The following is a 22,760-nucleotide window of genomic DNA, read 5'->3' on the forward strand; positions in this document are numbered from 1 at the left end:
TCCTAACGTCCTAAGGGTAAAAATTGCGAAACTCTAGTTTGCATGAAAATCATATCGTGAAATATGATTTAGACACAAAAAAGCCGCAATAAATCATTGCGGCTAAATTCAGTTGGCAGAACTATTCACGAACATAGATAACGTGACCGTCATCTTCTTCATCGTCCCAGTCATCCCAATCGTCGTCATCATCTTCAGTGACAACATTGCGGCCAGCCATTGCGTCTTTGTGGTAATCATCCCACATAAACTCAACTTTCTGCTCTTCACTTAGCTCTTCTTCTGCACGAGGTAGAGTTTCCATAAAGTCTGCCAGCTCACGACAAAGTTCTGCAGTACCTTGTTTGTTCACCGCTGAAATCTTGAAGTGTGGACCTTCCCACGCTAGCGCCTCTAAGATCTCTTGGATCTTTTCATCCGCCTCTTCTTCAAGCATCAGATCCGTTTTGTTAAACACTAACCAAACTGGCTTCTTCGCTAGTTTTTCGCTGTATTGCTCAAGCTCATCCATAATGGTCAGAGCGTTTTGTGCAGGCTCACTTCCATCAATAGGTAAAATATCGATCATGTGCAGCAACACGCGACAACGCTCTAGGTGTTTCAAGAAACGAATACCTAGACCAGCGCCTTCTGCAGCACCTTCGATCAACCCAGGAATGTCAGCAACAACAAAGCTTTTCTCAGGTACAACACTCACTACACCCAAGCTTGGGATTAATGTGGTAAATGGGTAGTCTGCAACCTTTGGTTTCGCTGCAGATACAGAGCGAATAAAGGTCGATTTACCAGCGTTTGGCAAACCTAACATACCTACATCAGCAAGCAACAATAGCTCTAGGCGTAGTTCACGAACTTCACCTTTAGTACCCATTGTCTTCTGACGTGGAGCGCGGTTTACAGACGATTTAAAACGGGTGTTACCAAGACCGTGCCAGCCGCCCTTAGCAATCATCACTTTCTTGCCATGTTCAGCCACTTCACCAACGATTTCATTGGTGTGAATATCCACTGCACGAGTGCCTACTGGCACTTTCAGAGTAATGTCTTTACCACGTTTACCCGTACAGTTACCGCCACTGCCGTTTTGGCCACGTTCTGCCGCGTAAAAACGCTGGAAACGATAGTCAACCAGTGTATTTAAGTTCTCATCAGCTTCGATGTAGACATCGCCACCATCGCCGCCGTCGCCACCATCGGGGCCACCTTTCGTTACGAATTTTTCACGCCAAAAGCTAACAACGCCGTTACCGCCATCGCCCGCTTCGACTTTAATTACCGCTTCATCAACGAATTTCATTACTTACTCCGCATTACTTGCGTTGCAATATCACTTACTACCAGTGATATAAATTTTAGCAGATCCAGATTCATCGCGTTGACGAGAGATCTAAAGCTACATATTGGAACAGATAAGAAGAGACTCTATATTCTTCTACTGAAGAACCCCTTCTTTTTTGTTCTGCATAAATAAAAAACCCCACCGTAACGGTAGGGCTTTTGAATTCAGTTAGGTATTAAATTTATTCAGCTTCGATGCTAACAAATTTACGGTTTTTAGGACCTTTAACTTCAAATTTCACTTTACCTTCAGTAAGAGCGAAAAGAGTGTGGTCTTTACCGATACCAACGTTAGTGCCAGCGTGGAACTTAGTACCACGTTGACGAACGATGATGTTACCTGCTAATACAGATTCACCACCGAAACGCTTAACACCAAGACGTTTACTTTCTGAATCACGGCCGTTACGAGTAGAACCGCCAGCTTTTTTGTGTGCCATTGTTAAACTCTCCTAAGTTACTTAAGCGTTGATGCCAGTAATTTTCACTTCAGTGAACCACTGACGGTGGCCTTGTTGTTTACGAGAGTGCTTACGACGACGGAACTTAACGATTTTAACTTTATCGCCACGGCCGTGTTGTACTACTTCAGCAGTAATTTTACCGCCTTCAACAAGAGGTGCACCAACAGTGATTTCTTCACCGTTAGCAACTAGAAGAACTTTATCAAATTCAACAGTTGCACCAGTTTCAACGTCTAATTTCTCTAAACGAAGAGTTTGACCTTCGCTTACACGGTGTTGTTTACCACCAGATTGGAAAACAGCGTACATATTTTACTCCGCTCTTTCCGCACAGCCTATGCTATATGTGAGCAATGAGGGTGTGCGCTAAACTAATCATCAATAGGGCGCAGATTCTACGTGAATGATGGTCCTATGACAAGCCATATTTTAAAAAAATTGGCGAAAAGCTAATCGCCAAACAAAAGTGCCGCAATCATGCCTTTATGGCGTGTATTAATCAATGCTTTTTAGTGTATTATTCAACAATTCTAGAAGACAAAATGCCTTACAAGCTCTAACTTCAGCCGGATGTACAATGGATTTTAAAGCTATCCAAGCGCTTACTGCCGATGACATGGCAAAAGTGAATGAAACAATTCAAGCTCAGCTCAACTCTGATGTCTCTTTGATCAATCAACTCGGGTTCTATATTGTCGGTAGTGGCGGCAAGCGTCTCAGACCTTTACTAGCAGTGTTATCAGCCAAAGCTCTTGGTTACGAAGGTACTGCGCATACGACTGCCGCGGCATTCATCGAATTTATTCATACAGCAACCCTGTTGCACGACGATGTCGTCGATGAATCAGACATGCGTCGAGGCAAAGAAACTGCCAATGCAGCATTTGGAAATGCAGCTAGCGTGTTGGTCGGTGATTTTATCTATACGCGTTCATTTCAGATGATGACAGAACTAGGATCAATGAAGATCCTTAAGCTCATGAGCGATGCAGTAAACGTGATTGCGGAAGGTGAAGTTCAACAATTAATGAACTGCAATGATCCGAATACCACTGAAGAGCTGTACATGCAGGTCATCTATTCTAAAACTGCCCGTTTGTTCGAAGCGGCAACCCAAATCGGGGCGATTTTGGTTGATGCTCCAGAAGACGTAGAAACCGCTTTGCAGAATTACGGTAAATATTTAGGTACTGCATTCCAGCTAATCGACGACGTGATGGATTACACTTCAGATGGCGAGGAAATGGGTAAAAATGTCGGCGATGACCTCGCAGAAGGCAAGCCTACTCTTCCCCTACTACATGCAATGCGTAATGGTACTCCAGAACAAGCTGAAATGATTCGCGAAGCAATTGAACATGCAAACGGTATGGAACGTCTTAACGATATCCTCGCGGCAATGGAACAAGCAGGTTCCCTAACGTATACCGTGAACAAAGCTTTAGAAGAAGCGGATAAAGCCATTGCTCAGCTCGCCGTTTTACCAGAGAGTGAATATAAACAGGCATTAGTTACTCTCGCGCACATGGCAGTGAATCGCAGTAAGTAAGAATAAATAAGTAGTCATAAAAAAAAGCCGCTCCATCTGGGAGCGGCTAGAAAATTATTTAAACACAGAATTACTTAACGAACTCAACACCTGTTTGAATATCGCCATTAAGTGTTTCTAACATGTCATCCAATGCCGCTTTTTCAAACTGGCTAAGAGGACCATAGCTCAACACTTCTTCTACTCCGTTTTTACCCAACTTGACTGGTTGAGCAAAGAAAGGTGCATGTTCACCGTTACCTTCAACATAAGCGTATTCAATAACATCTTCACCTTGTAGAGCTTTAACTAAAGACAAACCGAATCGGCAAGCCGCTTGTCCCATAGATAGCGTTGCACTACCGCCACCCGCTTTTGCTTCTACAACTTCTGTACCTGCATTTTGAATACGCTTGGTCAATGCTTCCACTTCTGCATCCGTAAATTCAACACCTTCTACTTGAGAAAGAAGAGGAAGAATCGTCACACCAGAGTGACCACCAATCACAGGAACACGAACATCACCTGGGTCTTTCTGCTTTAATTCTGCAACGAAAGTCTCAGCACGAATAACGTCCAGAGTCGTAACACCAAACAGCCTGCGTTTATCGTAAACACCCGCTTTTTTCAAAACTTCAGCAGCAATAGGAACTGTGGTATTCACTGGATTAGTGATAATACCCACACACGCATTTGGACAAACTACTGCAATGCGCTCTGCCAGAGATCTTACAATTCCAGCATTCACATTGAATAGATCCGCACGATCCATGCCCGGTTTACGAGCAACACCAGCAGAAATTAAAACAACATCAGAGCCTTCAAGAGCAGGAGTTGGATCTTCACCACAATAACCCTTTATAGAAACAGGGGTTGGTATATGACTTAAGTCTGCGGCAACACCCGGTGTCACCGGCGCGATATCATACAGAGCAAGATCTGAACCTGCTGGTAAGCGGTTTTTAAGCAATAAAGCGAGGGCTTGACCGATGCCACCAGCGGCACCAATTACAGAGACTTTCATTATCGTTCTCCTTGTGAGTTTTTCTCTTATTTATGTTTTGTAGGGTAGTGTAATATCTGACCAAAAAATTATAGTAATCACAAGTTGATTACAAACAGTTAACGCCAGCTTTGCGACCTCGAACACTTCCTCGTCAACTCGCCAATCGTTAACTAAGTATTGACATATCCCTTGCCCTCTTAAATCTTCCTTTTTTCTCTATCAATGAGCCTGAATTCTATCGATTTAAAGTGACCTTTAAGACAGTTTTAAACCTTAATTTGCCTGTAAGTGAATATCTATGCGAGAATATGCACCATTATTGAATTAGTGGTAACAAAAATATGCGTAGTGCAGATAAACAAGACAACCTAGTCCGCGCTTTTAAAGCTTTATTAAAAGAAGAACGATTTGGCTCTCAAGGCGATATCGTTGACGCTCTAAAAAATGAAGGCTTTGACAATATTAACCAATCTAAAGTCTCCCGTATGCTTACGAAGTTCGGTGCTGTGCGCACACGTAACGCAAAAATGGAAATGGTTTACTGCTTACCTGCTGAATTAGGCGTTCCGACTGTATCAAGCTCGCTGCGGGAACTGGTTCTGGATGTTGACTACAACAATGCACTCGTCGTGATCCATACTGGCCCTGGTGCTGCCCAACTTATCGCTCGTTTACTTGACTCTCTAGGTAAATCTGAAGGTATCCTTGGCGTTGTCGCTGGTGACGATACTATCTTCATTACCCCTACGCTGAATATTACAACTAAACAGCTATTTACTTCTGTTTGTGAACTGTTTGAGTACGCTGGCTAAATAGCTATCTGAGTGTAACTCATTAATCGCTATACATTATTACCTTTCTAGAAGTCACGTACTGGGATCAAGGCGTGACTTTTTCTTATCTATAATCCTCAGAATCAACCATTGTTTGCTCACCCAAAAGTAGCGCAACTGATTAATTACAAAGTTTATACATCATTAAACAAATCATTCTAAGTTTGTGGTAATACTTAGCTTTTATGACTACATTTTTAAACATCACTATTATTATGTGACGTTTTTTTGCTATTATCCTGACACTTTTTCAACATAAGGATTGAAAAAGCTATTGTTTCTCATGAAGAAACGACCAAAGCAGCTACACTTGTTTTGGAGAATTATGAATGAAGGAAGGGAAATTCATGGCATTGAATAAAATCATAAAGGTCGGCGCTATTGCTGCAACAATCCTTGGTGCAGGCGCAGTTAACGCTCAAGAGTTCATCACTATTGGTACCGGTTCTGTCACTGGTGTTTATTACCCAACGGGTGGTGCAATCTGTAAGCTTGTTAACAAAGACCGTAAAGAACACAACATTCGCTGCTCTGTAGAATCTACTGGCGGTTCTATTTACAACGTAAATACAATTCGTTCAGGTGAACTTGATTTCGGTATCGTGCAGTCAGACTGGCAATACCACGGCTACAACGGAACAAGTGAATTTGCAGAACAAGGCCCATTCAAAAAATTACGCGCGATGTTCTCTCTTCACACAGAACCTTTTAACATCATCGCCCGCTCTGACTCAGGTATTAACGGTGTAGCAGATCTTGCTGGTAAACGTGTAAACATTGGTAACCCAGGCTCTGGTGACCGTGCCACAATGCAAGTTGTTATGGATGCATTTGGCTGGACGAATGATAGCTTCAAATTGGCTTCTGAACTAAAAGGTTCTGAGCGCTCTCAAGCATTGTGTGATAACAAAATCGACGCATTCATCTACATGGTTGGTCACCCAAACGGCTCAATCAAAGAAGCGACAACCTCATGTGACGCTAAGCTAGTTCCAGCAACAGGCGAGCAGATCGATAAGATCGTTGCGGGCAACCCATACTACGCATACACCACAGTTCCTGCGGGTATGTACCGTGGTACAGATCAGGATGTGAAGAGCTTCGGTGTAGCTGCGACTCTAGTAACAACATCTGATGTTTCAGATGAAGTCGCTTACAACGTCGCAAAAGCAGTATTCGAAAACTTCGAAACTTTCACTCGTTTGCACCCTGCATTTGCAAACCTGAAGAAAGAAGACATGGTTAAAGCGGGTCTTTCTATCCCACTTCATCCAGGTGCTGTGAAGTACTACAAAGAAATCGGTCTGCTAAAATAATTACTAGCAACTCCGACAATAAGGGGGCTTAGTGCCTCCTTATTGTTAATCTCTATTTACGTTCAATATTTTGGGTTTTCGCTCACATTTAGAAAACCTCTCTTCGTTGTAACTCTTTACCATCATTAAAAGGATAATGTACATGACGCAGACAAATTCTCCGTCTCAAGATGTGCAAGAGATGGTCGCACAAGCGGATACAGGCGCCAGAAACCCAAGTGGTATTCCGGGTCGTATTTTGTGGTTTGTGCCACTATGTTGGTCATTGTTCCAACTTTGGTACGCATCTCCGTTACCGTTCGTTTTTAATTTCGGCGTACTTATCGATACTCAAGCAAGAGCAATTCATTTATCGTTTGCCGTCTTTCTTGCCTTTACTGCCTATCCGGCTTTAAAGAACTCTTCTCGAGATCGAATCCCGCTTATCGATTGGATATTCGCACTGGTAGGTAGCTTTTGTGCTGCATACATCTATTTATTCTACGCGCAATTAGCTGGCCGCTCTGGAGCGCCAACGCTGCTTGATGTTGTTACAGCTTCTGTCGGTATGCTATTGCTGCTAGAAGCAACTCGACGAGCGCTTGGTCCACCATTAATGGCGGTTGCTGCGGTATTCTTGTTTTACACCTTTGCTGGGCCATATATGCCAGAGGTTATTGCTCACAAAGGCGCGAGCTTAAATAAAGCAATGTCACACCTATGGCTAACAACAGAAGGTGTGTTCGGTGTAGCTTTAGGTGTTTCTACCTCATTTGTATTCCTGTTCGTGCTCTTTGGTGCAATGCTGGAAAGAGCAGGTGCTGGTTCATACTTCATTAAAGTAGCCTTCTCTTTATTAGGTCATATGCGTGGCGGCCCAGCAAAAGCGGCGGTGGTTGCATCCGGTTTATCTGGGCTGGTTTCTGGTTCTTCGATTGCCAACGTTGTGACAACGGGTACGTTTACTATTCCGCTAATGAAGAAAGTCGGCTTCCCAGCTTCAAAAGCAGGCGCTGTAGAAGTTGCAGCTTCAACCAATGGCCAGCTCACTCCACCAATCATGGGCGCTGCTGCATTCTTGATGGTGGAATACGTCGGTATTTCTTATGTAGAAGTGATCAAAGCTGCACTTTTACCAGCACTAATTTCGTACATCGCTTTGATCTACATTGTTCACTTAGAAGCGTGTAAAGCAGGCATGCAAGGTCTGCCAAGACGACACACTTCGACATTCTTACAAAGCATGCTCTCTTTCACTGGAACTATTCTGGCTATCTGTGTCATTAGTGCGTTGGTTTATTACGGGGTTGGTTGGACAAAAGATGTTTTTGGCTCAGCAGCGACAGTGCTAGTGGGCATTGCATTACTTGCTTCCTATGTTGCACTGGTTAAGGTATCTGCAAAGTATGCCAAAGATGGTGGATTTGATCTTGATGAAGATATTCAAGAGATCCCTGATGTTGGCCCAACAGTAAAATCTGGCCTGCACTTTCTATTACCGATTGTTGTTCTAGTTTGGTGTTTAACCGTTGAACGTTTTTCTCCGGGCTTATCAGCGTTTTGGGCAACTGTCTTTATGATGTTCATTCTGCTGACACAACGCCCATTGATGGCAGTGTTTAACCAATCAAATGATGCGGCTGAACAAGCGAAAATAGGCGTTGTCGATTTACTTGAAAGCTTAGTTTCTGGTGCTCGAAACATGATAGGTATCGGGGTTGCAACCGCAGCTGCCGGCACGGTCGTGGGTGTAGTAACGCTGACCGGTATTGGCCTTGTGATGACAGACTTCGTTGAGTTCATCTCAGGTGGTAGCGTGATTATGATGCTACTTTTTACCGCGGTGATCAGCCTGATTTTAGGTATGGGCTTACCAACAACAGCAAACTACATTGTGGTTTCAACGCTGATGGCTCCAGTTATCGTAACCCTTGGTGCTCAACACGGATTGATCATCCCACTTATCGCCGTTCACCTGTTTGTGTTCTATTTCGGTATTTTGGCTGATGATACACCACCGGTAGGTCTGGCAGCGTTTGCCGCAGCTGCGATTGCTAAATCCGATCCAATTCGTACCGGTATTCAAGGTTTTACCTACGACATACGAACCGCCATTTTACCGTTTATGTTTGTATTCAACACCCAGTTACTGCTTATGGGGATTGATACTTGGTGGCATCTAGGATTAACCATCATCTCATCCATTATCGCGATGTTGCTGTTCTCAGCCGCGACACAAGGTTGGTGGTTTACCAAGACAAAATGGTGGGAAGTGGTTGCTCTGCTCGTTCTGACATTTACTTTCTTCCGCCCAGGTTTTTGGTGGGATATGGTTTACCCTGCACAAGAAGTACATCCGGGTGTTGAGCTTGCTCAAATCGTAGAACAAACACCAATTGGTGAACCTGTACAATTGCTTGTTGCTGGTGAGACCATTGACGGCAAATTTGTATCTAAAACAGTGTTACTGCCATTTGATGACCGAGCAACAACTCCAGAAGAACGTATTTCTTCTATGGGCCTAATGCTCAACAACGATGGTGAAAAGATGATTGTTGATATGGTGGAGTTCGGTAGCCCTGCAGAATCATCAGGTATCGATTTTGGATGGGAGATTGAATCGATCATTATTGATAGTGAACGACCAATGAAAGAATGGGTATTCCTTCCTGCTCTATTACTGACAGTGCTACTTGGCTGGAATCAACGAAGAAGAGCGAAAAAAGAGCAAGTTAAAGCCTAACCTTCGTCTGGCTAGTCCATTAAGGGAATAGCCAGACATTATCACTCAGAGAAATAACATTATGTATAAACACATTCTTGTTCCTGTTGATTTAAATGAACACGGTTTCTGTGACAAAGCTGTTGAACATGCAGTTTGGCATGCAAAACAGAACAACGCTAAAGTTCATCTGCTCAATGTTCTGCCTGGCATCCACATGTCGATGGTTGCTACCTACTTCCCTAAAGAAGCAGCAAAGCAAATGAAAGAAGATGTGAAACAGCAACTGAAAAAATTTGCACAACAGTTCAGTACTGACGGTGTTGAATTTGAAGTGTATGTTGCAGAAGGAAAGCCTTATAGCACCATTCTGGATTACGCTAAAAAAGTTCACGCAGATTTGATTGTCATGCCTAGTCACAAGCGCTCTCGAATCGATAAAGTGGTATTAGGTTCTGTCGCCAGCAAAGTGGTTGAGAACTCTCCGGTCAATGTTCTGGTGATCAAACCTGCGAGTTGATGAAAGCTTGAAATAGACAAAGGCGCTTAATGCGCCTTTTTTGTTAGTTTTTACCTATCACACTAATTCACAAACACCATTAGCGATAATGCGAATAGTTATCAATAATAAGCCCAACAAAGAGAGACAAGGTTGGGCACATTATGAAAAAGACTATCAGTTTTGCAGCATTACATTTCAGCATTGCATTTACCGTTGCATACGTACTGACAGGCGACATCATTCTAGGTAGCCTGATCGCAATGCTTGAGCCAATGGTGAACACTGTAGCATTCTACTTCCACGAAAAAGTTTGGGACAGATATTCTCCACTACAGCGCTATGCTCATAACCCAAGAATCAAAACCATGAGCTTTGCTGTTATTCACTACACAGTGGCATTTAATGTGGCATACATGCTAACAGGCAGCTGGTTAATTGGTGGAGTGATGGCGCTGATTGAACCAAGTTTTAATACTTGTGCTTACTACTTCCATGAAAAATTCTGGCAAAGCAAAGCCCATCATAATCACTGGCAATGTGCTCACTAAGAAAAAGCCCCAACTCTGAGAGCTGGGGCTTTTGGTTTCTACTCTATACGAAGTGAGTCACGCAGAACTCTCTAGATAGACCGAGCTGACACACTTTTCTCTGCCCATCCAGCTGGATACTTAACTCATAAAGATCTTTCGGATTTGGATTAGCTTTATCGTAATACTTCGGGGCATCGACCTGAAACAGTGCACTGACATGATCACTGCGGATATCAATTGGCAACTGATATGTCATGCCATCAAACTTGACCGCTGCTGATACCAACCCCGGAGAGAACGTAGTGAAGTGCAAGTTCACCAGCAACTCACAACCACCACCGTAGTGCCAGATTTGTTCTGTAGTGACAGCACCTAAACGTACATGACGAATGAACTGCAAATAAGGCTCACGCCATATGCCTATTCTGTCATCGTACCTTTTCACTTCTTCACTCAACAAACAGACTTCAACATCTTCTTCGTCCAGCAGACAATCTTCATCTTGTTCAAGAAAGAGGATCTCAAAACGGTTTCTTCCTAGTGTTAGCTGCGGAAGCACATCTTTTCGATAGACCTTCTGAGAGCCGTCACAGTCAAACAGAGCGACACCGTTCAAACGAACTTCCGCATGATAATCGATGCCTTCCAGAACAAGGTCGACGGCTCCGAAGTTCAACATGCTCTCATCGACTTCAATATCGTGCATGAGATGCCATTCCTGATGTGCAATCTCATCTTCAGACAAAGTTTGAGGTAACACAGCACTGAGTGGTGACGGAAAAGTGATATCGTCCTGAGGTATGGATAAATCGGTGAGCGGAGAAAGCTGCCATAAGCCGGCGAGAGAAAGCTGCATAATATTCTTATTGAATTATTTTATTGTCGAAGAGTTGGCACCATTTAAACATAGTGGCAATAAAAAATACCAGCCTAGGCTGGTATCTATATTAAGACTTACTCTTCATCATCGTCTTCATCTTCGTCAGGGTACAAGGCATCTTCGCCCTCGTAATAAGTACCCCACCCGTCATAGATGATGTCGTATTTTTCAGCCAGATTAACCAGTTTTTCAACTTGAGCATCGATCGCTGTTGGATCAAGAGCAGACTGCATAGTTGCATCAAAACACAATAGTTTGCTGCCGTCTTCATCTTCTGCTTCTTCAGCTTCAAGAACTTCAAAGCCCATTTTAAAAGCTTCAACAGCCGCTTTTTCTAGCTTATCGAAATCTTCAGCGAAAAAGTGGTGTTCAATCTCATACAGCGCTTCAGGATCACTGCCATCTTCCAGCAGTGCTTGAATGATTTCACGAGTATCTTCCTTTTGAATCTCAAGAAAGTCTTCCACTGATAGATAATCATCTTGTTGAGGCATAAAAATGTGCTCCAAAGTGTACAAAAAGGGTATCAATTTAATTGCGCGCAATATCGCACGGATCGTTGTGAATTACCACCTGCATGACGATCTTAAAACGATCTTTCTGGTAATAAACCACTTACTGCTAACAAGTCATTCTCTGTTAACAAGCAACAAAGCCTACAATAATCCATAGGCTTTGATTTAATGCTTACTATTGGGAGGAACGGTTATTCCGTACCGCCCACTGTCAATGCATCCAATTTCAGTGTCGGCTGACCAACGCCGACAGGCACACTTTGTCCAGCCTTGCCACACACACCAACACCACGGTCAATGCTCAGGTCATTACCCACCATTGAGACTTGCTGCATTGCTTCAATACCAGAGCCAATTAAGGTTGCACCTTTAATTGGGCGAGTCACTTTACCGTTTTCAATTAGATAAGCTTCTGATGCTGAAAACACAAACTTACCGGAAGTGATATCAACCTGACCACCGCCAAAGTTAGGCGCATAGACCCCTTTCTTCACCGTAGAGATGATCTCTTCGGGAGTATGCTGACCCGGCAGCATGTAAGTGTTGGTCATGCGAGGCATTGGCAGATGAGCATAAGACTCACGACGGCCGTTCCCCGTAGGAGCAACACCCATCAAACGCGCGTTGAGTTTATCTTGCATGTAGCCTTTAAGAACGCCGTTTTCGATCAGTACATTGTATTGACCATTCACACCTTCATCGTCCACATTCAGTGAACCACGAAGATCTTTCAAAGTGCCATCATCGACAATAGTACAAAGATCAGACGTCACTTTCTGTCCGATTTTGCCCGAGAATACTGATGACTCTTTACGGTTGAAGTCGCCTTCTAGACCATGACCTACCGCTTCATGCAGTAGAACACCCGGCCAACCTGAGCCTAATACCACAGGCATAGTGCCCGCAGGTGCTGCATCAGCTTCTAAGTTAACCAGAGCCTGACGGATCGCTTCATCTGCATAAGCAAAAACGATCTTCTGTCCGTTCTCTTCATTTAAGAAATAGTCGTAGGTAAAACGACCACCGCCACCAGCACTACCGCGTTCACGGCGATCGCCACGTTGTGCTAATACACTGATAGATAAACGGACTAATGGGCGAATATCGCCAGCGTAAGTACCATCTGTCGCCGCAACTAACACTTGTTCATGCACGCCACTCAGGCTTACAGAGACTTCTTGAACTAGCGGTTCTTTAGTGCGGATGTAAGCATCTATCTGCTGTAGTAATTCTGTTTTCTTCTGTTTTTCCCAGCTTTCTAAAGGGTTAACAGCCGCATAATAGGTTTGATTACTATTGCGCTTAAAGGCTTGAACTGATGCATTCTGCCCTTGTTGTGCAATTCCACGAGCCGCAACCGCGCTCTGTTGTAATCCTTCTAACTGGATTTGGTCAGAATAGGCAAAACCTGTTTTCTCACCAGTGACAGCTCGCACACCCACACCACAGTCGATGTTGAAAGAACCATCTTTGATAATGCTGTCTTCTAAAATCAAAGACTCATGCCAGCTAGACTGGAAATAAATATCGGCATAATCAATCTGACGGGTTGCGATGCTCGACAGAGTATCGGCAATGTTCTGCTCGGTGAGACCTGCCGGTTTTAATAATGCTTCTTCAATGCGGGTTATACTCATGTTTAGCTCTTTTTCTCTATAAATTGATTATGAAAGCGTGTGTGAGCGCTAATAGGCATAGTGGCACGCACACTTTCTATTTGTTCTAACTCGATATCAACAACCAGACTTTCAGCATTCTGACCGAGTGAAGCAATGATGTCACCCCATGGACTGATGACCATTGAGTGCCCCCAAGTTTCTCTTCCACAAGGATGATGACCACCTTGGCCTACTGCGATAACCCAACATTGGTTTTCTATCGCACGAGCTCTTAGAAGAACTTCCCAATGCGCCTTGCCGGTTACAGCAGTAAACGCAGCGGGCACTAGCAGTATCTGGGCACCTAAGCGTCGTAATTCTGCATACAGATTAGGGAACCGAACATCATAGCAAATGGACAAGCCCAACTTAGCAAAAGGAGTTTCAGCCACGACGATATCGTTACCTGGAGTAAAGGTTTCTGATTCACGATAGCGTTTGTGTCCATCAGCAACGTCAACATCAAACATGTGCAGCTTATCATAGTAAGCCACAATATGACCTTGCGGATTAAACAGAACCGCCGTTGTCGTCACTCCAACAGAGCTCGCTGAGGTTCGTCGAATTGGCATACTACCAATGAGAATCCAAACCTGCTGCTCTATTGCTAAGTTCGATACTCTTGTCTGAATAGGCCCATCACCCAGTTCTTCAGCACTGTTGTGGTAATCCTCTTTGTTACCAAACACCACTGCATTTTCTGGGGTAATCACCCACTTAGCACCTTGCTTTGCCAGCAGTGTGGTTTGCTGTTCAATATAAGTGAGATTCTCATTCACATCCGAGCTGGATGTCATTTGAATTAAACCAATACGTTCCATGTAAATAGCCCAACCTACTTTTTATCTGACCGATTTAGTTATCTGACAGATTTGATTATCTAACTTATTTCGCGAGATCTCTGAGTTTTTTCGGCAGTTTAAATTCACCACGACTACGAGACAGTTCTTTTACTGTTGGTGAATCCATTGGGCCTTTGACCTCATAATTTACTTCAGTAAACACTTCCACCACAGGAGCGATAACAGTGGTAATCGCCAGCACATACAGCGCTGTTTGCGGCGTGACTGCAAATGCAGTCAGTACTGGAATACCAGAAGTAATGTCAGGTACAAAGTTAACTTCTGCATCAACGGTACGAGTGTTGAGATCCGCTAATCCTTTGATTGTCATGTCGCCAGCAATGGCATCCATCTTTATATCATTGGTAACAAAAATGCCTTTATCAACCTCACCACTGCCCGTGATAGAGTCAAAGGCCATACCTTTATCGAAAACATCACTGAAATCGAGCTGCATTTTACGAATGATAGAATCTAAGCTGAACAGTCCCAAGAACTTAGCCGCGCCGCTGACGTCTGATATAACACCTTTACCCAGTTCTGTTTTTACATTGCCTTGAACGGTATTGACCTTCATCGACCAAGGAGCACCATCCCATTGCAAGTCACTCCACATGTTGAAGGAGGCTTTTTGAATTCCTGAACTGATACCGAATCGTTCCATCAGATCGCTGTTGTTTTCACCCTGAACTTCAAACTTTAGCTTAGTGTGGCTGGTTGTGTCGGTTAGTGTCCAGTCTCCACTCATATGAACGGTATTGGTCCCACTCACCACATCCACTTTCTTCCACTCCAGAGAGTCACCTCTGCGCTGGAAGTCCATATTCACTTTGCCGACTTTATAACCTTGCAACCAAAAGTCGTTAATAACCAGAGTCAGGTTCGGCATCAGGCGATGAAACTCTCGGTCAAACTCAGAAATCAGAGGATCCGATTGTTTCGTATGCGCCGCCAATAAGGGTTTCGGCTGTTCTTCATCTAACGATGGAACAAACACATGAAGACGATCGAGAGAGACCGATAAATCATAAGGTTGAATATAATTGGCTTGCCCTTTTGCTTCTTGGCTTTCCAAGTTCATCACCCAACCAAGGCCTTTCTGACGCGCATTAAAGTCAACATCGTGCCATTCAATCTCGGCAAGGGTCAGTTCTTGAGTTTTTAGATCAACACGTTGTGGTGTTGGAATTTCCGGAGTGTTCATTTTATCTAAACTTGACTTGCCCGCTTTAGCGACAGGCACATCATTCATTACTGAAATCCAGTCATCCAAGTTAAATCGGTCAAGACGAACCTGAGCATGATGCCCAACAACAGGACTAATTTTAAAACCACCTTGCCCAAGCACGAGATTGGTCGCTGTTAACACTGGCGTTTTAGGTCTGATATCAATCTCAGCCTGATACTTGGCTTGGGGAAGTTGAAGACGTGCGGTGATCGATTCCTGATTCCCCGAAGCCTGTAGATGCGCTTTGCCCGCTGTTTTTGTTTGCTTTGCCAATGGATACGGGTATTCACTCGCCACCATTTTCAGGTCAGCGGTGCTATCTATCTGGTAAGTAAAGCCAACATCGTTCAATTGCAAAGCCACATTGGTTTGCCAAGGAGCATGACCTTTCAAGCGCTTAAGCCAACGTTCACCAACATAAGGCACCAGAGGTTTCACATCCCAGTCACCGATAACATCAATGTTTACCGCGTAACCTTGAGGCGTACTTTCACCCTGAAAATCAAAGGAGATAGGTTGTTTTAACAGCTTCGATGACAAGCCCGCAGCAGTAATCACATCGTTGTCGAAGTTAATTCGACCGGATACCGAATCCAACATCATTGGTGGTGCATCGATATCCACATGATTTTTTGACAAGTCAGCCCAACCCCAAGCGCGAGGTTCTTTGTCTCGGGTAAATGGGATATTTAACTGAAATTCAGAAGTGACTTCGCCGCTCACCTGAACGGCATTGAGCGCCGCACCCACAGAATCAACCAGAGGTGTCGCTGTCATATAAGCCCGAACGGCATTGCCTTCCGCCACAGCACTGGCTTCAATCTCGATATGACCATCCGGTGCTAAACTTGGGATGCGCCCTGTGATTCGTTTAGCGCTCACATCCATTAACGTGGCCGCATTTGAATCCAAATACATGGCATCGTTTTCAAACAGCAAATCCAACTGCAAATTAGTGATCGTCGGCCAAGCGGTATCAAAACTAAACTTACCTTCTTTCAGCCCGACCCATGCTTGAAATACACCATTGTGGCTCTGATACGGAAATGAGCCTAAATCGCCATACCAAACCAGCTTTGCGGTATCGACTCGACCACCTTGAATAGCAGTTGATAAGTAATCCGTTAAGTCATCACCCAGTGCAAGCGCAGGAAGGTAACGCCAAGTTTCACCAGCGTTATAAGCATCCGCTTCTAGATAAAATGACAAGAATGGACTTTTATCGTGAGGAAAATCGAGACGAAATGCACCTAATGCTTGCAAGTCTGGTGTCGCAACCGTGACTTTATCAGCCCAAAGCGACCAGCCTTCGCTGCCCGTTTGCCACACCAAATTCACATCACCGTGACGAATGTTCAGTGGCGCCTGAAACACATCGCCATACGGCAAAGTATCATCAATTAAGGTGGCATGGATTTTTGCAATATCCGCTGAACCGCTAATCTTGGCCTGAAGTTGATGCACTTCAGGCAGTAAGTACCATTGTGCAATTCGACCATCCGTTAGCTGAGCAGAATAACGCAATGAGTCGATGCTTTGTCCCATGGAAACTCGAATGTCTTCCAGTAATCCACCCGGTTTTAGGTCATGAATCAGTTTGGTCGATTGCTGAGAATCTGGCATCAAAGCCGCTAGAGGCAAGAGCGTTTCTACATCTATTTGAGAAAGATTTAACGTCCAACCTTTCGGTTGCCAATCAAGAGCAACATCGAGATCTGGCCAAGCCGTATCGTTGGTACGTAGCTGTAACGAGTGGGCATTAACCTGCCACCCTTTACCAGCAGGCATTAGCTTAACAATACCCGACTCCAGCAAGAGTTCGTTGGAACGGCCTTCTTTCCCCCAAATAAGCTCTGAAGGTTTCAGCTCTACGTAACCATCAACGGGTTGATTATGGTCAAGTGTCATCCAAGCATTAAAGCTCACTCTTCCGCGCTCTATACCCGTTTCTTCTTTCAGGTAGCGAGTGAGCCAAGGAGTAACACGTAAATTGTCCGCACTGGCGTAGAAATCACCGGAAATATCGAGCAGTGAACCATGATCTTCAAAGTCAGCACTCACTAACAAAGAGTTGATATTGGCATCGGCTAAGCTCACTTCCCCATCAGCAAAATGGTGAGAGCCTTTGTTTCGCCAACGCAACTTAGCGATATCAAGCTGACGAATTTCGCCAGCCATTGTCTGGTAAAGAATCGTTGAGTTAAGAAGCGAAAAATTATCAAGCTGGCGCAAGAATAGATCGTCCAGCAGTTGTACAACTTGTCCTTCATTGCTCGGGTCAGAGCTATCGTCGCGATCAGAATCAGCAAGACGATTCCAGTCAATGGAACTGATATCCAACTTCATGCCATGAATGCTCATATCCGCAATCACTGGCTGGCGATTTAACAGCGACTGAAATAAGTCAAATTCGATATCAATTTGCTGAGTAGAAATGTGAATTTTGCTGCTTGCGGGAAGTTCAGCTCTTACTGCTTTGAGGGCGAGTGAAGGGTGCGTGTTCTTCCAAAAACCACGCACATCGGTCACTTTGAACTGTATATTGGTTTGCTGAGTCGCCCAGCGCTCGATTTCGCTTTGGTAGCGATTCATTTCAGGCAGCAGTACCCGCAAAGCAGTTACCACAACAGCCAATAACACTAATAGGCTAACAATAAGCCATAAAATAAATCGCCCAAGGCGGGTAAAGGTTGAGCTCACTCAATATCCTTTTACATCATCACAACATCAAATTGTTCTTGGATATACAGAGGTTCCGCTTGAATACGAACTTCTTTACCAATAAACAGCTCCAGCTCAGCAAGCGCATGAGACTCATCTCCTTGCAAAGTCTCTGCCACTGCCGGAGATGCATACACAACAAACTTGTCTGAGTCGTAGGCTCGGTTCACTCGCGTAATCTCACGCAATATTTCAAAGCAAACCGTTTCAACGGTTTTCACCGCTCCACGACCTTCACAAGTTGGACAAGTAGAACACAGAACATGTTCAATACTTTCTCGTGTACGTTTACGAGTCATCTCAACCAATCCCAACTGCGTAAATCCGTTGATATTCGTTTTTACTCGGTCTTTACTGAGCGCGGCTTCCAGCGAAGCAAGTACTCGTTTGCGGTGCTCATCGGAAGCCATATCGATAAAGTCGATAATGATAATGCCACCCAGATTTCGTAAACGCAGTTGGCGAGCAATGGCCTGTGTTGCTTCGATGTTGGTATTGAATATGGTCTCTTCGAGATTACGGCGGCCAACAAAAGCGCCAGTGTTGATATCAACCGTAGTCATGGCTTCGGTCTGATCGATAATCAAATAACCGCCAGATTTAAGTTCGACTTTACGCTCCAAAGAACGTTGAATTTCGTTCTCCGTGTCGTACATATCGAAAATGGGTTTATCACCTTCGTATAGCTCAAGTTTGTCGGTCAGCTCTGGAACGAATTCGGATGTAAACTCTTTGAGGTTTTCGAATTCAAGACGTGAATCAACCAAGATGCTAGTCAGTTCTGTACCGACAAAGTCACGAATAATACGTTGAGACAGTCCCGGTTCACCGTACAAGGTTGAACGAGTTTTGTATTTCGCACGACGTTCCAAGACTTTGACCCAGAGGCGTTTTAAGAAAGCTGCATCTTGCGCCAATTCTTTCTCATCCGCACCTTCAGCTGCGGTACGAATGATGAATCCACCATTCTCATCGCAATACTGTGCCACTACGGCTTTCAGGCGATTACGCTCAGCTTCACTTTCAATTCTCTGAGAAACACCTACGTGCGCAGAACCCGGCATATAGACCAAATAACGCGATGGTAAAGTGATATCAGTGGTTAAGCGGGCACCTTTGGTTCCCAAAGGATCTTTCACGACTTGCACAACAATGTCCTGACCTTGGCGAACCAATTCAGAAATGTCACGCACTTGGAACTGTTGTTTTTCGTTTTCCGCCACACATTCTGTGTGAGGGACGATATCTGAAGCGTGTAAAAAAGCCGCTTTATCTAAACCAATGTCCACAAAAGCCGCTTGCATACCGGGTAAAACTCGACTGACTTTACCCTTGTAGATGTTTCCGACAATGCCTCTTTTTGCTTCACGTTCAATATGGATCTCTTGAAGAACTCCACCTTCTATCATTGCCACCCGTGTTTCACTCGGTGTGACATTCAAGATCAACTCTGCACTCATGAGCGCACCTCAATTTTTAATAATACTAGAATATAAATTCGTGCAAGAGCTGGTCAGTTTCATAGAGCGGTAATCCCACCACTGCGTGGTAGCTACCTTCAATCCTAGTTACAAATCGCCCACCCAATCCTTGAATGCCATAACTGCCAGCTTTATCGCAAGGCTCACCACTTTGCCAATATTGTTCTATTTCTTGTTCTGACAAGGGTTTGAACCACACATCTGTGGTGACGACCACAGAACGATGTTTTTCTTTTGCAGCGACCGTTACGGCCGTCATTACTTGATGTTGCGTTCCCGAAAGATACTCAAGCATCTCTTTGGCGTGAGAAAAGTTTTGTGGCTTCTCTAATACGCGATTGTCTTGAACCACTATGGTGTCCGAGCCTAAAACCATATAGTCCTGCTCATTCACATTCAGATTCGTCGCGTTTTGCTTCGCTAGTTCTAGACCAGCCAAAGCCTTATCGCGGGACAAACGTTCTACATATTGAACGGGAGATTCACCGTCTAAACGTTTCTCTTCAACATTAGGGACTAACACGTCAAAGTCATACCCCAATTGCGAGAGAAGTTCTCGGCGTCTAGGCGAGCCTGACGCCAGAATTAATCGTTGATTGTTCATTTTATTTTATGTGCCAATGACGTCGAACACGGCGCAGCAATAAAAACATCCATGGCCAAAGTATACAGCTAATTAAACCACTCCAGAGAGATAATGGGTTAAATGTGACATCCTGAATGAGATATTCACCAAAGAAAATCAACACTTCAAGCGCCATTGCGAGCAGACCAACCACAAATGCTTGCTGCCAAAGTGCCATATTTCGCATCACTAGGAAGTTCATTGCGACAATGTAGATCACTATCGACATCATCATCCCTCGGATACCGAGAGTAGAGCCCAATAACAGATCCCAAAGAAGACCCAACACAAGTGCTGAACCGACATTGACACGATGAGGTAATGCAAGAACCCAATAACAGGTCACTAACAAGATCCATGAGGGTCTCAATAGATCAAGGGAACCTGGCCAAGGGATCGTCTGAAAAATTAAGGCACACAGGAAAGAGCCCCAAATAACAAATCGGCCTCCCCAATCACTACTGCCCATCTGTTACACCCTCTTCAATATCTTCTGGGTTTGCGAGTAATACTTTTTGTTGGCGGTCTTCATTCGGCCAAATCAACAACAGATAACGTAAGCGATCAAAATCGACCACTGGCTTCGCTTTTATCGAGGCAAACTCGCGGCGAGTGTCTTTATCGACATCGGTAATATAAGCCACCGGATATCCTTCCGGATAGACACCACCAAGACCAGACGTTACCAACATGTCACCGACATCGATATCGGTACTGGTTGGAATATGCTCCAACTGGATTTCGTCACTCTGTCCGTTACCGGAAGCGATCACTCGAATATCGTTGCGGATATTCTGTACTGGAATGGCGTTGTTTGGGTCGATAAGCAGCAATACACGGCTGTTGTGCGCGGCAACAAACGTTACCTGACCGACAATACCTTTTTCATTGATAACAGGCTGACCTTCGTAGACACCGTCCGTTCTGCCTTTATCAATCACCACCTGATGGCGATATGGTGATGTATCTACAGCCATTACTTCTGTAACAACTTTCTTCTCATCACGGACAAACTCAGAACCAAGCAATTTACGTAAACGTTGGTTTTCTTCACGATATTGATCAAGCAGGGTTAAGTCGCTTTTAAGCGTCATCACTTCACGCTTAAGATTCTGATTCGAACTCAACAGTTGATCACGAGTGCTGAACAACGAATAAAAATCGTTAAACATGGTACGCGGCAAATCTGCAGCATACTGAATAGGCGCTACTAGGCTATTGAGCAAATAACGTACATTTGCGAATGCTCCTAAACGACTATCAGCCAGCATTAGGCTGGCTGATAACATGACCGCGAAGAACAGTCGTTGTTGGAGAGATGGTCCTCGACCAAATATTGGCTTCATCTTATAACAATCCTATTGGGCACCTCGTTACAAGGTGCCTGACAAGCCATTACTCATCGCTGAACAGATCACCGCCATGCATATCGATCATTTCTAAAGCTTTACCGCCACCACGAGCCACACAAGTTAGTGGTTCTTCAGCGATCACAACAGGAATGCCGGTTTCTTCAGTTAATAGACGATCAAGATCTTTCAGTAGTGCACCACCACCTGTCAGAACCATACCGTTTTCTGAAATATCAGAAGCAAGTTCCGGTGGACACTGTTCTAGCGCAACCATCACAGCTGAAACGATACCTGTTAGTGGCTCTTGTAGCGCTTCTAAAATCTCGTTTGAGTTTAGTGTGAAGCTACGTGGAACACCTTCAGCAAGGTTGCGACCACGAACTTCAATTTCCATCACTTCATCGCCTGGGTAAGCCGAACCGATTTCGTGCTTAATTTTTTCAGCGGTTGCTTCACCGATTAAGCTGCCGTAGTTACGACGAACATAGTTGATGATCGCTTCATCAAAACGGTCACCACCGATACGAACAGAAGAAGAGTAAACAACACCATTCAATGAGATAACCGCGACTTCAGTAGTACCACCACCGATATCGACCACCATTGAACCCGTTGGCTCAGAAACACGTAGGCCAGCACCAATTGCTGCTGCCATTGGTTCGTCAATAAGGTGTACTTCACGTGCGCCAGCACCTAGTGCAGATTCACGAATCGCACGGCGCTCTACTTGAGTAGAGCCACAAGGAACACAAACTAATACGCGTGGGCTCGGTTTTAGGAAACTGTTGTCATGCACTTGACGGATAAAATGCTGAAGCATTTTTTCAGTCACGTAGAAGTCAGCAATAACACCATCTTTCATCGGACGAATAGCAGAGATATTACCCGGCGTACGACCTAACATTTGTTTAGCGGCATGACCGACAGCCGCTACCGTCTTACCACCACGGCCTTTGTCTTGGCGAATAGCAACTACAGATGGCTCATCAAGGACAATACCTTGTCCTTTTACATAAATAAGAGTGTTGGCTGTACCTAAATCGATCGATAGGTCGTTTGAAAACATGCCACGAAGTTTTTTGAACATATTCTTCGTTCGTCCTGCAAGTAATAATAGAGAGAGAAAATTGCACTAAATGTACCAACGCCTTGCCGTCACAGCAAGGCATTGACGCATAAACATGGACTCAAACACGCAATTTCTAACATATTCCTAACTTAGGTTAAGAAAAATTGCTTG

Annotated in this window: 20 protein-coding genes; 6 read left to right on the forward strand and 14 right to left on the reverse strand. The window is 44.4% G+C overall.

Annotation, left to right across the window (positions count from 1 at the left end; genetic code table 11):
* Window positions 1–121: 121 nt before the first annotated feature.
* The 3 genes from cgtA to rplU form a co-directional block, all read right to left on the reverse strand.
* Entirely contained in the window at window positions 122–1,297 is a 1,176-nt protein-coding gene (cgtA, locus tag HUO09_RS19895) for an Obg family GTPase CgtA (RefSeq protein WP_167411643.1), read from the reverse strand.
* A gap of 223 nt (window positions 1,298–1,520) precedes the next feature.
* Window positions 1,521–1,778, reverse strand: a complete 258-nt coding sequence (gene rpmA / locus HUO09_RS19900) for a 50S ribosomal protein L27 (protein WP_004409945.1) — start codon at window positions 1,776–1,778, stop codon at window positions 1,521–1,523.
* Window positions 1,779–1,799: 21 nt separating this feature from the next.
* Window positions 1,800–2,111: a 50S ribosomal protein L21 gene (gene rplU, locus HUO09_RS19905; protein ID WP_042489259.1), complete on the reverse strand. Its 312-nt coding sequence runs from the start codon at window positions 2,109–2,111 to the stop codon at window positions 1,800–1,802.
* Between the two features lie 268 nt (window positions 2,112–2,379).
* Here rplU and ispB point away from each other — a divergent pair, with 268 nt between their 5' ends.
* Window positions 2,380–3,351, forward strand: a complete 972-nt coding sequence (gene ispB / locus HUO09_RS19910) for an octaprenyl diphosphate synthase (protein ID WP_167411642.1) — start codon at window positions 2,380–2,382, stop codon at window positions 3,349–3,351.
* Window positions 3,352–3,421: 70 nt separating this feature from the next.
* On the opposite strand, the gene mdh is transcribed toward ispB, so the two are convergent.
* Window positions 3,422–4,354 carry a malate dehydrogenase gene (mdh, locus tag HUO09_RS19915; protein ID WP_167411641.1) on the reverse strand — a complete coding sequence of 311 codons (933 nt, stop codon included), beginning with the start codon at window positions 4,352–4,354 and terminating at the stop codon, window positions 3,422–3,424.
* A 323-nt stretch (window positions 4,355–4,677) separates the two neighbouring features.
* Between mdh and argR the strand changes: the two genes are divergently transcribed.
* From argR to HUO09_RS19940, 5 genes are all read left to right on the forward strand, one after another.
* Window positions 4,678–5,148: a transcriptional regulator ArgR gene (gene argR, locus HUO09_RS19920; RefSeq protein ID WP_042489268.1), complete on the forward strand. Its 471-nt coding sequence runs from the start codon at window positions 4,678–4,680 to the stop codon at window positions 5,146–5,148.
* Window positions 5,149–5,516: 368 nt separating this feature from the next.
* Window positions 5,517–6,485 (forward strand): TAXI family TRAP transporter solute-binding subunit, encoded by a 969-nt coding sequence (locus HUO09_RS19925; RefSeq protein WP_188235107.1) that lies wholly within the window; start codon window positions 5,517–5,519, stop codon window positions 6,483–6,485.
* A gap of 142 nt (window positions 6,486–6,627) precedes the next feature.
* On the forward strand, window positions 6,628–9,207 hold the full coding sequence (locus HUO09_RS19930; RefSeq protein WP_188235108.1) for a TRAP transporter permease: 2,580 nt from the start codon (window positions 6,628–6,630) through the stop codon (window positions 9,205–9,207).
* 61 nt (window positions 9,208–9,268) lie between these two features.
* Complete coding sequence (locus HUO09_RS19935) at window positions 9,269–9,706, forward strand: universal stress protein (RefSeq protein ID WP_167411638.1); 438 nt, start codon at window positions 9,269–9,271, stop codon at window positions 9,704–9,706.
* Between the two features lie 143 nt (window positions 9,707–9,849).
* A complete protein-coding gene (locus HUO09_RS19940) occupies window positions 9,850–10,236 on the forward strand; it encodes a DUF2061 domain-containing protein (RefSeq protein ID WP_167411637.1) in 387 nt (128 codons plus the stop codon).
* Window positions 10,237–10,279: 43 nt separating this feature from the next.
* On the opposite strand, the gene HUO09_RS19945 is transcribed toward HUO09_RS19940, so the two are convergent.
* From HUO09_RS19945 to HUO09_RS19990, 10 genes are all read right to left on the reverse strand, one after another.
* Window positions 10,280–11,074, reverse strand: coding sequence for a hypothetical protein (locus tag HUO09_RS19945; protein ID WP_188235109.1), 795 nt, complete (start codon window positions 11,072–11,074; stop codon window positions 10,280–10,282).
* Between the two features lie 98 nt (window positions 11,075–11,172).
* Window positions 11,173–11,592 carry a ribonuclease E inhibitor RraB gene (gene rraB, locus HUO09_RS19950; protein WP_167411635.1) on the reverse strand — a complete coding sequence of 140 codons (420 nt, stop codon included), beginning with the start codon at window positions 11,590–11,592 and terminating at the stop codon, window positions 11,173–11,175.
* 212 nt (window positions 11,593–11,804) lie between these two features.
* The gene (gene tldD / locus HUO09_RS19955; RefSeq protein WP_188235110.1) at window positions 11,805–13,250 is read right to left on the reverse strand and encodes a metalloprotease TldD; all 1,446 of its coding nucleotides are present in this window, start codon (window positions 13,248–13,250) and stop codon (window positions 11,805–11,807) included.
* A gap of 2 nt (window positions 13,251–13,252) precedes the next feature.
* Window positions 13,253–14,092 (reverse strand): carbon-nitrogen hydrolase family protein, encoded by an 840-nt coding sequence (locus HUO09_RS19960; RefSeq protein WP_188235111.1) that lies wholly within the window; start codon window positions 14,090–14,092, stop codon window positions 13,253–13,255.
* Window positions 14,093–14,156: 64 nt separating this feature from the next.
* The gene (locus HUO09_RS19965) at window positions 14,157–18,041 is read right to left on the reverse strand and encodes a YhdP family protein (protein ID WP_188235112.1); all 3,885 of its coding nucleotides are present in this window, start codon (window positions 18,039–18,041) and stop codon (window positions 14,157–14,159) included.
* 11 nt (window positions 18,042–18,052) lie between these two features.
* Window positions 18,053–19,522 carry a ribonuclease G gene (gene rng / locus HUO09_RS19970; RefSeq protein ID WP_167411632.1) on the reverse strand — a complete coding sequence of 490 codons (1,470 nt, stop codon included), beginning with the start codon at window positions 19,520–19,522 and terminating at the stop codon, window positions 18,053–18,055.
* A 25-nt stretch (window positions 19,523–19,547) separates the two neighbouring features.
* Window positions 19,548–20,147: a nucleoside triphosphate pyrophosphatase gene (locus tag HUO09_RS19975; protein ID WP_167411631.1), complete on the reverse strand. Its 600-nt coding sequence runs from the start codon at window positions 20,145–20,147 to the stop codon at window positions 19,548–19,550.
* 1 nt (window position 20,148) lies between these two features.
* On the reverse strand, window positions 20,149–20,637 hold the full coding sequence (gene mreD, locus HUO09_RS19980) for a rod shape-determining protein MreD (RefSeq protein ID WP_042489304.1): 489 nt from the start codon (window positions 20,635–20,637) through the stop codon (window positions 20,149–20,151).
* A complete protein-coding gene (mreC, locus tag HUO09_RS19985; protein ID WP_102955313.1) occupies window positions 20,627–21,514 on the reverse strand; it encodes a rod shape-determining protein MreC in 888 nt (295 codons plus the stop codon). The genes mreD and mreC overlap by 11 nt, the downstream gene beginning before the upstream one ends.
* 49 nt (window positions 21,515–21,563) lie before the next feature.
* Window positions 21,564–22,607, reverse strand: a complete 1,044-nt coding sequence (locus tag HUO09_RS19990) for a rod shape-determining protein (protein ID WP_042489310.1) — start codon at window positions 22,605–22,607, stop codon at window positions 21,564–21,566.
* Between the last annotated feature and the right edge of the window lie 153 nt (window positions 22,608–22,760).

Source organism: Vibrio sp. Y2-5 (genome assembly GCF_014596725.1).
GTDB lineage: Bacteria > Pseudomonadota > Gammaproteobacteria > Enterobacterales > Vibrionaceae > Vibrio.

Coding starts and splice junctions, on each gene's coding strand:
- mdh (WP_167411641.1), bottom strand. CDS start 4,354: ATGAAAGTCTCTGTAATTGGTGCCGCTGGTGGCATCGGTCAAGCCCTC.
- HUO09_RS19975 (WP_167411631.1), bottom strand. CDS start 20,147: ATGAACAATCAACGATTAATTCTGGCGTCAGGCTCGCCTAGACGCCGA.
- rraB (WP_167411635.1), bottom strand. CDS start 11,592: ATGCCTCAACAAGATGATTATCTATCAGTGGAAGACTTTCTTGAGATT.
- HUO09_RS19960 (WP_188235111.1), bottom strand. CDS start 14,092: ATGGAACGTATTGGTTTAATTCAAATGACATCCAGCTCGGATGTGAAT.
- rpmA (WP_004409945.1), bottom strand. CDS start 1,778: ATGGCACACAAAAAAGCTGGCGGTTCTACTCGTAACGGCCGTGATTCA.
- argR (WP_042489268.1), top strand. CDS start 4,678: ATGCGTAGTGCAGATAAACAAGACAACCTAGTCCGCGCTTTTAAAGCT.
- rplU (WP_042489259.1), bottom strand. CDS start 2,111: ATGTACGCTGTTTTCCAATCTGGTGGTAAACAACACCGTGTAAGCGAA.
- mreD (WP_042489304.1), bottom strand. CDS start 20,637: ATGGGCAGTAGTGATTGGGGAGGCCGATTTGTTATTTGGGGCTCTTTC.
- mreC (WP_102955313.1), bottom strand. CDS start 21,514: ATGAAGCCAATATTTGGTCGAGGACCATCTCTCCAACAACGACTGTTC.
- cgtA (WP_167411643.1), bottom strand. CDS start 1,297: ATGAAATTCGTTGATGAAGCGGTAATTAAAGTCGAAGCGGGCGATGGC.
- HUO09_RS19940 (WP_167411637.1), top strand. CDS start 9,850: ATGAAAAAGACTATCAGTTTTGCAGCATTACATTTCAGCATTGCATTT.
- HUO09_RS19925 (WP_188235107.1), top strand. CDS start 5,517: ATGGCATTGAATAAAATCATAAAGGTCGGCGCTATTGCTGCAACAATC.
- rng (WP_167411632.1), bottom strand. CDS start 19,522: ATGAGTGCAGAGTTGATCTTGAATGTCACACCGAGTGAAACACGGGTG.
- ispB (WP_167411642.1), top strand. CDS start 2,380: ATGGATTTTAAAGCTATCCAAGCGCTTACTGCCGATGACATGGCAAAA.
- HUO09_RS19990 (WP_042489310.1), bottom strand. CDS start 22,607: ATGTTCAAAAAACTTCGTGGCATGTTTTCAAACGACCTATCGATCGAT.
- HUO09_RS19945 (WP_188235109.1), bottom strand. CDS start 11,074: ATGCAGCTTTCTCTCGCCGGCTTATGGCAGCTTTCTCCGCTCACCGAT.
- tldD (WP_188235110.1), bottom strand. CDS start 13,250: ATGAGTATAACCCGCATTGAAGAAGCATTATTAAAACCGGCAGGTCTC.
- HUO09_RS19935 (WP_167411638.1), top strand. CDS start 9,269: ATGTATAAACACATTCTTGTTCCTGTTGATTTAAATGAACACGGTTTC.
- HUO09_RS19930 (WP_188235108.1), top strand. CDS start 6,628: ATGACGCAGACAAATTCTCCGTCTCAAGATGTGCAAGAGATGGTCGCA.